The sequence below is a fragment of the Streptococcus australis genome (assembly GCF_040226615.1).
GTDB classification, from domain to species: domain Bacteria; phylum Bacillota; class Bacilli; order Lactobacillales; family Streptococcaceae; genus Streptococcus; species Streptococcus australis_E.
Genome location: NZ_JBCOAT010000009.1, coordinates 38,236 through 50,840, shown reverse-complemented (window position 1 = coordinate 50,840; position 12,605 = coordinate 38,236). Strand labels below are relative to the sequence as shown.

Genomic DNA, 12,605 nt, shown 5'->3' with positions numbered 1-12,605 from the left:
ATCAATCTCCTAATGTAATTGTTATTTTCTTCGTCTTCTTTAAAGCAGTTTCTACTTTGACGTTTTGTTTGCTCACACGAGAACCTTCCCCTTTATAGGTGATCTCAATGCCCGTCCATTCTGCAAATTTATCAACATTTTCCTTGGTCCATCCGTACATATCCGGAACTGAATCCAAGTCATCTGTCAACAATAACACTTGCTCATTTGCTTTTAATTTCGTTCCTGCTGAAACAGACATCTTTTTAATGTTTTTTCCAGTACCTAGGACGACAGGCTGGATCAGATTGCGCCGCAGTTCATCTGCGAAGCCACCTGGGCTGATGGTCTGCTTCAACTTCAATTCTTTCGACAAGGATTCTGCCGATGGCATCTTATAAGTGTCCTCTTTCGCGACCCCATCCAAGGCCTTGGTTTCCGTTACTAGATTCAATTCATCCTTCAAAGCAACCGCATCTTCCAAGACTGGATTGACCAGTTCTTGCCAGCTCTTTGGACTAAAGCTGACTTCAGGCTGTTGAACCGTCACATACATAATGAAATCTGGGTCTTCAGCCGGTGTCATGACAACAATCGAGTTGATATTATCATTTTCGCCTTCCAGGTAGCCATTAGCCGTTGCAATTTGGGCAGTCCCTGATTTAACAGCAACATTTTGTCCAGCTACTTGGATAATGGGACCATCCGATGAATAGAGGGTACCAAATTGAGGATCAGTCCCTACCGTAATCATGTAATTACGGGTCTGTTGGGCAGCCGAAGCGGATACTGGATTGCCGACAATCTCTCTTTGTGATTTACGAGCAGTTTCATGCTTGCCGTCGTAGATCGCACTGATAAATTTAGGCTCCAACATTTCCCCATCGTTGGCAATAGCAGAAAATGCTCGCAACATCTGCGTTTGGGTCACAGAAATCCCTTGACCAAAGGAAGACATGGCTTGAGTAACATAGTTATCACCTGGCAAGCCTCCAAAACTTTCGTCTCCCATTCCAAAACGCGTAGGAAGTCCGAATTTAAAGAGAGTGAGGTAATTCATCCAGACATCATTGCCCATCTTCTGTTCAAGCTTGGTCATCCCAATGTTACTTGAATAGGCGAAACCTTGGGCAATATTCATATAGCGACCTTCTGTCAAGCCCATATTGATTTCCCAGTCTTTGATGGTCGCATCTTTCACTTGCAACTCGTTATTGTAATATACCTCGTTATAGGCTGGGAATGTCCCATGATCAATCGCCGCGGCCAAGGTCATGACCTTCATAGTCGAACCTGGTTCGTACTGATCCTGGTAAAGAATCGTGTTCCAAGTTCTCAGATTCTTGATATCCAGACCTTCTTTGGTATCTGCATTATAGGTTGGCCGTTGCGTTGTCGCAAGGATTTCCCCTGTTTTGGCACTCACTAGGGTCGCACTAACAAATTTGCCTTTTACCTTTTCTTGGAATACATCCATTCTGGTTTCGAGATAGGTTTGAAGTTCCGCAGAAATGGTTGTATAAACATCCTTTCCATCTTCGGTCTTCACGGCAACCTTGTCTGATCCCGGTACAATATTTCCGTTACGATCCTTTTCATAGGTCACCACTCCATCCTGACCACCCAGGATCCGATCCAAGGATTTTTCTATTCCCGTTGTTCCCTGCAGGGTTTTATTGCCTTCTTTATCTTCTATCAATTGAGCTTGACCGATAAATTGAGAGGCAAAGGTCCCATTTTTATAACTCCGGTTTGGACTCGTCGTAAAATCAACACCTTTAATGTTGGCAGCTTCTAGTTCACTCCGGATAGCATCCATGTTGCTATAACTAATATCGTTCCCCGCTGCACCAAAAGAAACTTGGTTGAGCTTCTTTTGAGACAGTTGTTGGACGACATAATCTTTTTCCATCCCCAAATAACGATTAAAAACGTCCGCTACTTGGTTGTATTGGCTTTCTTCAACGTATAAAACTTCACCTTTTGCTGATTTATAAGTTTTATCGATGATAGCATAAACATTATAAGTCGTCGCATCTTCAGCAATGACAGCTCCATTTCGATCATAAATTGTTCCTCGTTTGGCTGGAACAATCTCGGTTTTCTGATGGACTTGATGCGATAACTCAGATAAATTTTTTCCAAATTTGCTATCTGTGCCTATAATAACTGCAAAATTAATGAGAAAAATGAAGAAAACAAGAATGGAAAGCAAACTTAAATTCTTAGCTACTTGCCGACGATTTTGGTCTGGAAGTTTCCTTTTTTTAAGGGAATAACGAATGATTTTCTTTTTTAATTTACTCATCGCTACTTGAACTCACCACTTTTCGATTTTCTTTTTGGAGGGTCATCCCCTGAGAACTAGCTAACTTAGACAAGCGTTCATAGCGAGTCAACTCATTAACTTCTTGCCGGATATCTTCTAGTTCAGTCTCTTTTGTTTTTAGTTCTGTATTGAGGTTTGTCAAATCACTTTGCACTTGTAGAATCCGCGTCTGCATAAAAATAATACTGACAGCAAGAATAATCCCTGTTAGGACAATCGAGCCATAAAAAGCTTTCTCTACTCTGGTAAAGCGACGAATACGATCTTGCAATTGACTGCCCCGAGATCGTAATGGTTGATCTGCCATGTTCATTTCCTCTTACTTATGAATTTTTCGAGCAACTCGCAATTTTGCAGAATGAGCTCGGTTATTATTTTCTAACTCTTCTTGGCTTGGAAGAATCGGTTTTCGAGAAACTAATTCCATTTTTGGTTTTAAATCCTCTGGGATAAAGGGCAAGCCCTTCGGTACTTCTACTGTAGAAGCCTCTTTAAACAATTGCTTGGTCAAACGATCTTCCAAGGAATGAAAGGTAATGACTGAAATACGACCACCAACTGCCAACAAATCCATAGCCTGCTGGATTGATTCATCAGCCGCTCCCAATTCATCATTAACTTCAATTCGAATAGCCTGAAAAATTTGTTTGGCTGGATGCCCCTTTTTCTTTAGTTCCTTAGCTGGTTTTGCAGACTTAATAATCTCTGCTAACTCTGTTGTCGTTTCAATCGGTTTGACAGCACGCGCCTGTTCAATCTTCCTGGCAATTTGTTTAGAGAATTTATCTTCTCCATACTTGAAAAAGATTCGGACTAGATCGTGGTAATCATAATTGTTGACCACGTCATAAGCCGTCAAAGAAGCTTCTTGATTCATCCGCATGTCCAAGGGAGCATCTTTTTTATAAGAAAAACCACGAGACCGCTCATCTAACTGAGGACTAGAGACTCCCAAGTCATAACAAATGCCATCAATTTCACTGATTCCCAATTCTTGGAGACGCTCTTGAAGATTCCGGAAATTGTCTTTGATGAAGGTTACCATGCCTTTTTCAACGTAAGGAGCCAATCGTTTCTCCGCATTATTAATCGCATGCTGATCCTGGTCAAAGGCATATAAATGCCCTTTTTCACTTAATTGACTTAATAAATATTCGCTATGGCCAGCTCCACCTAGAGTGGCATCCACATAGATTCCATCTGGCTTTACATCCAGCATATCAATCGTTTCATGGAGCAAGACCGTTACATGATGAAATTCTTTACTCATATCCTATCTATTTTACCACAAATCTGACCAGGATGCACTTGAGATTCTCTTCTCTATCTGCTCACCATTTTCGGATAAAAAGTTCCCATTCTTCAAAAGCTCATCCTATCAACCAATAGACCGAGAGAAGCAAATTGTGATACAATAACTCTATGAAAGATAAGAAATACCTTCTCCTTGGCCTGCTAGTGGCCGATCTAATTGCAGTCTACTTTTTCCTCCGAACTCCTGTCCCTTGGATTTTTTGGACAGCAACCTTCGTTCTTGCCGTCTCCATTTGGATATTTAAAAATCAATGGAAAAACTACAAAAATAGAGATAAGGATTCAGAGTAACCCATATAGAACAAGAAAACTCGATCAGTTCAACTTCTGATCGAGTTTTCTATTGTCTATTTATGAATTGGGATCATCAAGGCTACGGCCATGCAAACCTTTCTCCCGTTGGACTTGGCGCAATTTTTCTGGTGTCACGTCATTGCCTTCTTCATCCACCACCTTGATTCCTTCAATGTGGTGACGAACCGAACGACGATAACCTTCAATGTATTCTTCACGAAGTTTTGCTTGTTCCACTGTTTCTTCTGGTGTCAAACCTTCTGTTTTTTTCTTTTTAGCAAGCTCATTGATCCGAGCAATTTTTTCAGGTGTCATAATAAGACCTACTTTCTACCTGTCACCAGGTACTTATTTTGTGTTCAATTGGTTGAAGGCTGCGACAGCATTAGCTTTCGCTACAAGGCCTACAAGAAGGGCCAAACGGTTATTTTTGACAGCTTCATCTTCAGCCATCACCATGGTATTGTCAAAGAAGGCATCGATGACTGGGCTAAGAGCGAAGAGTTGAGCCAATTTGTCGCTAGCTGAACCTGTCAATTCAAGCTCTTCAATTGCTTTAGCAAGAGCTTTTTCTTGATCATTTTCAAAGAGACTAGCATCGACCACGACTGAAGCATCTGCTTTTTCTGCCAAGTTGAAAGCACGAGAGAGGGACTCAACAGCCGACTTATAACCATCCTTCTTCGCAGCTTCTGAAAGAGCATCAGCTGCTTCCAACATATCCGCCACAACAAAGTTTGAACCAGCAAGAACGGCTTCTTTGATATCTTTTGAAGTGCGTCCCATCATCTTGTCCACACGCGCTTTGATGAAGTTGAGCACTTCTGCTTGATTGTCATAGGAAAGACTATCAAACGAAAGAGCGTAAAGGCTGTCAATCAACTCATCCATAGGGATATGCCAACCAAAAGCATCCAAGATACGAACAATCCCTTGTGTTGCACGACGAAGCGCATAAGGGTCATTTGAACCTGATGGGATGAGGCCAACTGAGAAGAATGAAAGGAGGGTATCCAATTTATCTGCAAGGGCAAGGATAGCACCAACCTTAGTCTCTGGAAGAGCTCCGTCTGCTGAATCAGGAAGGTAGTGCTCACGGATAGCTGTCGCAACCGCAGCATCTTCACCAGCGAGAAGAGCGTATTTCTCACCCATGATTCCCTGCAATTCATCGAACTCTCCGACCATACCAGTCAAGAGGTCAAATTTGTAGATTTCAGCTGCACGAGCTACGGCTGCCGTTTCTTCAGCAGTCAAACCAGCTTGCTCAGCCAAGGAAGCTGCAATGACACCAGCACGCGCCATGTGTTCTGAAAGAGAACCAATTTTTTCATGGAAGGTCACGTGAGCCAATTTAGCAACGAGGTTTTCAATCTTAAGTTTTTGGTCTTCACGCCAGAAGAATTCACCATCTTCGAGACGGGCAACCAAGACTTTTTCATTTCCGCGAACGACATTTTCCAAGTGCTCAGCGTTACCATTACGGACTGAGATGAAGTTTGGTTTGAGCTTACCATCAAGATCACGCACAACAAAGTAACGTTGGTGTGTTTCCATTGAGGTCACCAAAACCTCTTCTGGAACGTCCAAATATTTGGTGTCGAAGCTTCCCATAAAGGCCGTTGGGTATTCCACCAAGTTCAAGACTTCATTTAGAAGTCCTTCTTCGATTTGGACCTGAACACCTTGTTCTGCTTCGATAGCCTTGATTTGCTCACGAATCATGTTTTCACGTTCCTTGCTATCCGCAATCACGTAAACGGTGCGAAGGTCTTCCTCATAAGAATCCGCATTGGTAATTTCCACTTCGTGTCCAAGGAAACGGTGTCCACGGCTCACACGATCTGATTGGATATCCAAGAAATCAAGGTCAAGCGCTTCGTCGCCCAAAAGAACGATCAAGGTGTGAACTGGGCGAATGTATTCAAAGGTGTTGTTGGCCCAGTGCATGCTGACAGGGAAGGTCATTGAAGCAAGGACTTCTGGAAGGCCAGCCAAGACTTCTTTGGCAGGTTTTCCAGCTTCGTGCTTCGTAACATAAACGTACTCTTCCCCTTTGACTTCACGGAATTCGATATCATCAACCGTCAAGCCTTTTCCACGGACGAATCCTTGCGCTGCTTTTGAGAAGTTTCCATCTGCATCCAAGGCGATTTTCTTAGAAGGTCCTTTAAAATCTTCGGTCAAATCAGATTGTTGATCCGCCAAACCAATGACACGGACAGCCAAACGGCGTGGCGTTGAGAAGGTTTGAATGCTTTCGTATGAAAGACGGTTGTCATCCAAGAAGGCTGCCATTTTTTCACCCAGTTGTTTTTCGCTTGGTGTGACAACGTAGGCTGGTAACTCTTCAAGTCCTAGTTCTACTAATAAGTTTTTTGTCATGTTTTTTCTCCGAAAAATATCTTTTTTTCCAGTTTGCCTTATGTGATTGGCACGCAAGCAACCGACTTCGTCGTTTCATTGCTAAAATTGGAGCCTAAAGTCTCCAATTTTGCCTGGTATCGTTAGTTTCTCTAACGATACCTTTATCACTGCGGCAACTGGTTCTGTAGGATTGCTCTATCAGTCAATCCCATCTAATACGCTCTCTTTATTCTTCCTCTTCTGCTAGGAGTTTTGCGCGTGTGGCTTCGTCAAGCAGTGGGTAACCAAGTTTTTTACGTTCTGCGACGAAGGTTTTGGCTACAACACGGGCCAAGTTACGGATGCGGGCAATGTAGCCAGCGCGTTCTGTAACAGAAACAGCACCACGTGCATCTAGCAAGTTGAAGGTGTGTGAGCATTTCAAAACATAGTCATAGGCTGGGTGAACAAGCCCCAATTCCAAAGCACGTCCTGCTTCTTTTTCAAATTTTTCGAAGTTTTCAAGAAGCATATCTTGGTCAGAAACTTCAAAGCTGTATTTTGAATGCTCATATTCAGGTTGAAGGAAGATTTCTCCGTATTTAACCCCTGGAGCCCACTCAATATCGTAAACAGAATCTACTTCTTGGATATAAGAAGCTAAACGCTCCAACCCATAAGTAACTTCAGCGGTAACAGGACCAGTTGCCAAACCACCGACTTGTTGGAAATAAGTGAACTGAGTGATTTCCATACCGTCAAGCCAAACTTCCCAACCAAGACCAGCTGAACCAGTTGATGGGTTTTCCCAGTTATCTTCAACGAAGCGGATATCGTGTTCCAATGGATTGATCCCCAATTTTTCCAATGACTCTAGGTAGAGCTCCTGGATATTTGATGGTGATGGTTTCATGACCACTTGGAATTGGTGGTGTTGGTAAAGACGGTTTGGGTTTTCCCCGTAACGACCATCCGCAGGACGACGTGATGGCTCCACATAAGCCGCGTTCCATGGCTCAGGACCAATGGCACGAAGGAAGGTGTAAGGACTCATGGTTCCCGCACCTTTTTCATTATCATAAGCCTGCATGAGCATACAACCCTGGTCATTCCAGTATTGTTGCAAAGTCAAAATAATTTCTTGAAATGTTAATTTCTTAGACATTAAATACTCCTTGATTTAAATGATTTCTTGCGACACGAGTCTGCCTCGTCGATTATACGAGGCAAGACGAGTTAGTACTGCGTTTAGCTCAGGCATCCTAGTGCTGAGCGTGGGGCAGTCCGACTATAAGGAGGCATCTGCCACTAACGCAGTGGAAGGTTAGTTTTTTAGACATCTTCTTCTCCTTTTTATAATTCTTGCGACTTTGGATACAAAAAAACCGTGTCTTTGCTCCTAAGTCAAGTGACCTAGGGGCGTCAAAAACGCGGTTCCACCCTAATTTATTACTTCATTTTATTCTACTGTACTCAGCTATCTACTGAGAGAAAGCGCCACTTGCTTATCTTGCTCTGCTTGGCTTTCACTATCCCAAGCTCGCTAAAAAAACGCCATAAGCCTTTCTTTCTTGACTAGTATTATAGCAGATTTCTATTCGAGTGTAAACAAAAAACAAGTCCGAAACAGGTGTTTCAGACTTGTCGCAAATCCTTTCAAAGAAAGGGTGACTGTTATGGGCGTTTTACAACCTTTGGTTTTTTCCCATTTAATTTTTTCTTAGCAGCTTTAACCTCAGCTAATACCGCCTTGACTTCCTGTTGACTGGCACCAGGATTAGCCAGTACAGCTTGAGCGCGGATAAAGGCTTGTAGGTAGTTTACCTTCACCTTATCTGCTGCATAGATAAACTTCGCATTCTTAGCTTGGAACTGGAGTTCTGCGGCAATCAATTTCTTCAGACTTGAAAAATCAGTTGTTTTACCATTTAGCTGTTGATCAGCTGCCTGGTAATTTGCAAGTGCTTGGTTGATTTGCTCTTGTGTCACACCTTCACGGACGAGCAAGAGTGCCAATTCCTTAAAGCTTTGGTCAAAGGTACGTCGAGCGGAATCCTTAGCGTTGGCATAACGACCTGTTTTTGAGGTTACATCATAGGCAGCAATGGCTGATTTTAGCGCTGTAAAATCAGACTCTTTTCCGTCTAATTGACTTGTTACCAATCCAAGATTTGAAAAGATTTGGTTAACTTCTGCTTGTGATAACTTAGCTGCAAGAGCTTTCTGAGCTTCTTGATAAGCTACATCATAGGCTAAACGTTTTTCACTTGTTGCATTAAAGTACTGAGGCGTGCTGGTCAAGTTCGCTTGTTGGGCCAACAATTGCAACAATTGGGTTTTAATGACTACAGAAAGTTTTGCGAGATTGTTTTGGTTCGCTAGAACGGTCACAGTTGGTGCATCCTCAAGCAACTCATAACCTGTTGGTAGACTGACTGAAATCGTATAGGTTCCAACTGGGATATCTTTCCCAAAAGCATTCTTGCCATAGCGTTGAACTGGAAGAACAAAGGTTTCACCAGCTTGATTTTTCAAGACAACTGGTGTTGTTCTTGGTACTGCTTGATCAAAGACCAGGCTCAATGGTGCAGTGACAATCTCTTTGGCCAAGAATTCAATGGTCTTAAAGCTGTCCTCTGCAGTGATTTCAAATTTCTGAGTTCGTTCGCTGACGAGTTTCAGATCTGATTTGTCATAGGCAAAGAGTTCTGCCACATAGCTACCAAACTTAAGGAAATTGATTTCTTTCCCCTTGTCTAAGTTGACATACTGTCCTTTATCATCCTTGATACGGTAGACAAAATCGGTATCTAATTCTTTATGTGTATCGGCATCTAGGACTGACACCTTAATTCGGCCACTATCTTCACTACCAGCAAAATCAGCAAGAGAAGCAAAGTCGCGGTTTCCAGCGTAGTCTTCTACCACATAGTAAAGTAAGTCTTTACTGATTCCTTCTGGAAGAGTATAGCCACCATCTTCATTTGCCGTTAAATAGACACGGTTTTCAAAGCGACTAGTCTTCCCTAGGGCGTCTTTCCCCTCTTTAACCAGGGTCCCTTCTTCATCAAAGGCTTTGACATAGAAGACTTGCTCTCGTAAGATTCCACCATTGCCAATATCTTTTGTTTTACGAGCATAGAAGGTTTCTACCCCATCCTTCTTGGTCGTATAACCTGAAGTCAAGACTGGTTTTTGGGTATCGATTTGAAGATTAAAGCGAACAACTTGCTCTTCTGCTCCTGGAACGGCTGGCGTATAGCGAACTTCATAGACATAGTGACCATCCGCTACCTTTTCACCCTTGGCATCCGTTCCTTCCCAAGCCGTATTGTCGACTAGATAAGATCGTTTCCCACGTCCGTCAAAATAATTCTTACGAGCAGAGAAAGATCCTGTACTTGACCAAATTGGATTAGCAAATGCTTGATCATCTGCCTTGTAGACAGCTGCTTTCATATTTTTTAGGTTTCGCAAGACGACTGCACGATACTGCACGTAATCTTTGTTCCCATCTCCATCTGGAGAAATAGCCAGACGGACATTGCCGTCAGCATCCAAATGGAGGACGTTCAAACCTTCTGGTGTTTCCACTGTTCCAAGAACGATTGGGCTTCGTTCTGCTGTTTCCTTCTTAGCAGTCGTATAGAGCACATCATTCGCGTTTGAAACTAAAGAAGTGACGTTTGCATTCGATGGCACGTGTTTGGTTTCTGGGACATCATAGTAGAATCCTGATTTCCCTTCTCTTACCAAGTTGTAGATTGGTTTTTCAACCGCAGGGATATCTTGGAAAGAACCACGGAAGCCCATAAATGGGATGCTAACCACATCGCCATCATCTGCTGGGTCCACAAAGCGAACAAATCCTTCTAGGAAGTAACCGTTCGGCATCAATTTAGTCAATTCTTCTGCAAACTTAGATGCATCGACAGTCACCGTCACTGTCTGACTACTATGGGCTTTTACAGTGACATTTGGCCATACCGTCTCTGTTAATTTCCGTGGCTTCAAGGTAAAGTGATCGTCTTTTACATCGTCGGTAGTGGTATTCACAATCATCTTCAACTCTCTATCAGTATCAGAAATATTATGAACAGTCACATCAAAACTGAATCGATCTTCCACATTACCAAGAGTTACGCTTGGGTAAGCATCTTCATTCGTTACATATAAATCTGTTGAGACGGCTGCAGCAGTATCTACAATCCCTGCCCCTTGTTGACGTACCGAAGTGTAGGCTCCCGTTTCTTTGTTGAAGTGCGGTTTTGCAGTTGACATGATCAAGGCCTTAACCGTTGCAGATAGCTCCTCTGGTGAAAGTTCTGGATGATGAGCTTGGAGGTATTCCTTCACCAAAGCTGATACCCCAGCCACATGAGGAGAGGCCATACTGGTTCCGCTGATACTGCCATAGCTATTATCATTTAGTGAAGAGAAGATTGATCCACCAGGTGCTGTGACATCCGGTTTTAATTGTCCATCCGTTGAGACTCCCCAACTAGAGAATTCAGACATTTTTCCTGCGTCAGGGTTTGGACGGTTATCCAGACTGCCATCAAAGACTATCTTGTAGTCTTTGTCTTTGATCGCTTCTCCATACCGCTTAGAAATAAATACCGCAGGAATCTTTCTCGCATCGCCTTCGAGACCCATTTTGACATTTGCACCTTCGACACTGTTATAAATGAGGGCGCCAATCGCTCCTTTTTTATAGACATTAGCGACCTTATCTGAGAAGGTGATTTCGCCACGTTTGATGAGGGCAACTTTACCAGTCAAATCGAGACCTTCTAAATCACTCTCACGCCCCAAACCAGCATCCACATAGTCATATTCTTTCCCATTTTCGAAATTGGCATCTGTTTCAGCTGCTGTATAGGTAAATTTCCCTTTATCCAAGTCGGCATTGTCTTCCAAACCACGCACTGTAAAGACTTCTTCTGTTACGAATGAATCATTTACTGAGGCAACTGAAATAGACTCTTCTACGGTTGAAGGACTACCCACGACTCCATAATCAGGGTTTTCAGCACTTGGGTTGTTATAACCGTATCCATAAGTATTGCTATTACCTGCCGCGATGACGACACTAACCCCTTTGGCGCGTGCTCGTTGGATCGCTTCTCTGACAGCAGGACTAGCATTCACTGTAGATCCTGTCCCAGATCCCAAACTCATGTTAATGACATCAGCTCCCAATGCCACTGCGTCATCAATCGCTTTCACATAGACAACATCGCTGGTGGATCCACTACGATCAGAGAAAACCCGCATAAACATCACTTGGGCTTCTGGAGCAACTCCATATACGTAGTTGCCATCCCCAGCTTTTTTGTCAGGGTTCCCAGTCGCAATACCTGTTACGTGCATACCGTGTGAATCATGGTCTTTTTCTTTGATATTGTCATCTCCATCCATATAATCATAGGCAAAGACAACCTTATCGTTGTACCATTTTCCGTAGTCAATTCCCGCTGCTTTTTTGGCAGCTTCTAATTCTGTTTGATTTTTGAACTTCCCTTTTGTAGGATCTGAAATCCGCAATACTTCATGGTAGACATCTAAACCAGAGTCAATGACTGCAACAACCGTCCCTTCACCCTTGTAGCCTTTTTCCCAAGTTTGGGGCACATTAATAATCGTATTGCTACTGATACTTAATGGTTTATCTTCAGCTTTCTTTTCGGTTCTTGCTTCCGTTACAGGTTTAGCCTTACTCTTCTCCTCTGTTGAAGAAGGTTTTGCTTCTGTTTTTTCCTGTCCTTCGGATGCTTTTTCTACAGTTTTATCTTCGGTTTTAGTTACGACTTCCGCTTGCTTCTCCGTAGCTTGAGCCTCTGTTTTGGCTTCTTTCGCAAGGACTTGGCTATCTGATTCGACAGATGGAGTTGTTGCCCCTTTTTCTGAGGAAGCAGGCTCGTCAACAACTTTACCATTTTCAACTACTGAGTCTGCAGTCTGCTCACTTGCCTGATTCGTTACAGGAGACGCAGACTCACTTGGCGATACTGGATTTGCTTCTGCAGATGCAACGACTGCAATCTCTGGTTGTTTCGCTTCATCAGCACTTACATTCCCTGCTCCAAAGACAAGAACAGATCCTAACAGCACCGATGCAACACCAAACTTATATTTTCTCAATGAGAAACGCTGTTTACTCATAAAATTCCCCCTATATACTAAATTATTCTTATTATACTCCTAATTTTTCAGAAAATTCACTCAACATTAACTTTGTTATCAAATTGTAATATTCCCGTACGATATCTTTAATTAGTTATTTTTTATTTGCTTTTTGGTGGTTTTAATATCCAAATAATTAGACAAGTAAAACAAATTG

Annotated in this window: 7 protein-coding genes; all 7 read right to left on the bottom strand. The window is 42.7% G+C overall.

Going from position 1 to position 12,605, the window contains the following annotated elements; all coding sequences use genetic code 11:
- Window position 1: 1 nt before the first annotated feature.
- Window positions 2–2,287 carry a penicillin-binding protein PBP2X gene (gene pbp2x, locus ABT997_RS08490; protein WP_350019147.1) on the bottom strand — a complete coding sequence of 762 codons (2,286 nt, stop codon included), beginning with the start codon at window positions 2,285–2,287 and terminating at the stop codon, window positions 2–4.
- Window positions 2,280–2,615, bottom strand: coding sequence for a cell division protein FtsL (ftsL, locus tag ABT997_RS08485; RefSeq protein ID WP_006596866.1), 336 nt, complete (start codon window positions 2,613–2,615; stop codon window positions 2,280–2,282). Before ftsL ends, pbp2x begins: the two co-directional genes overlap by 8 nt.
- 12 nt (window positions 2,616–2,627) lie before the next feature.
- A complete protein-coding gene (gene rsmH, locus ABT997_RS08480) occupies window positions 2,628–3,578 on the bottom strand; it encodes a 16S rRNA (cytosine(1402)-N(4))-methyltransferase RsmH (RefSeq protein ID WP_350019146.1) in 951 nt (316 codons plus the stop codon).
- A gap of 395 nt (window positions 3,579–3,973) precedes the next feature.
- Entirely contained in the window at window positions 3,974–4,231 is a 258-nt protein-coding gene (locus ABT997_RS08475; protein WP_154859396.1) for a DUF896 family protein, read from the bottom strand.
- Window positions 4,232–4,264: 33 nt separating this feature from the next.
- Window positions 4,265–6,301 carry a glycine--tRNA ligase subunit beta gene (glyS, locus tag ABT997_RS08470; RefSeq protein WP_350019145.1) on the bottom strand — a complete coding sequence of 679 codons (2,037 nt, stop codon included), beginning with the start codon at window positions 6,299–6,301 and terminating at the stop codon, window positions 4,265–4,267.
- A 208-nt stretch (window positions 6,302–6,509) separates the two neighbouring features.
- Entirely contained in the window at window positions 6,510–7,427 is a 918-nt protein-coding gene (gene glyQ / locus ABT997_RS08465) for a glycine--tRNA ligase subunit alpha (RefSeq protein WP_000038760.1), read from the bottom strand.
- Between the two features lie 509 nt (window positions 7,428–7,936).
- On the bottom strand, window positions 7,937–12,427 hold the full coding sequence (locus ABT997_RS08460) for a S8 family serine peptidase (protein ID WP_350019144.1): 4,491 nt from the start codon (window positions 12,425–12,427) through the stop codon (window positions 7,937–7,939).
- Between the last annotated feature and the right edge of the window lie 178 nt (window positions 12,428–12,605).

Excerpts from the sequence above, each read along its gene's own strand:
- pbp2x (WP_350019147.1), bottom strand. The coding sequence starts at position 2,287 with ATGAGTAAATTAAAAAAGAAAATCATTCGTTATTCCCTTAAAAAAAGG.
- ftsL (WP_006596866.1), bottom strand. The coding sequence starts at position 2,615 with ATGGCAGATCAACCATTACGATCTCGGGGCAGTCAATTGCAAGATCGT.
- rsmH (WP_350019146.1), bottom strand. The coding sequence starts at position 3,578 with ATGAGTAAAGAATTTCATCATGTAACGGTCTTGCTCCATGAAACGATT.
- ABT997_RS08475 (WP_154859396.1), bottom strand. The coding sequence starts at position 4,231 with ATGACACCTGAAAAAATTGCTCGGATCAATGAGCTTGCTAAAAAGAAA.
- glyS (WP_350019145.1), bottom strand. The coding sequence starts at position 6,301 with ATGACAAAAAACTTATTAGTAGAACTAGGACTTGAAGAGTTACCAGCC.
- glyQ (WP_000038760.1), bottom strand. The coding sequence starts at position 7,427 with ATGTCTAAGAAATTAACATTTCAAGAAATTATTTTGACTTTGCAACAA.
- ABT997_RS08460 (WP_350019144.1), bottom strand. The coding sequence starts at position 12,427 with ATGAGTAAACAGCGTTTCTCATTGAGAAAATATAAGTTTGGTGTTGCA.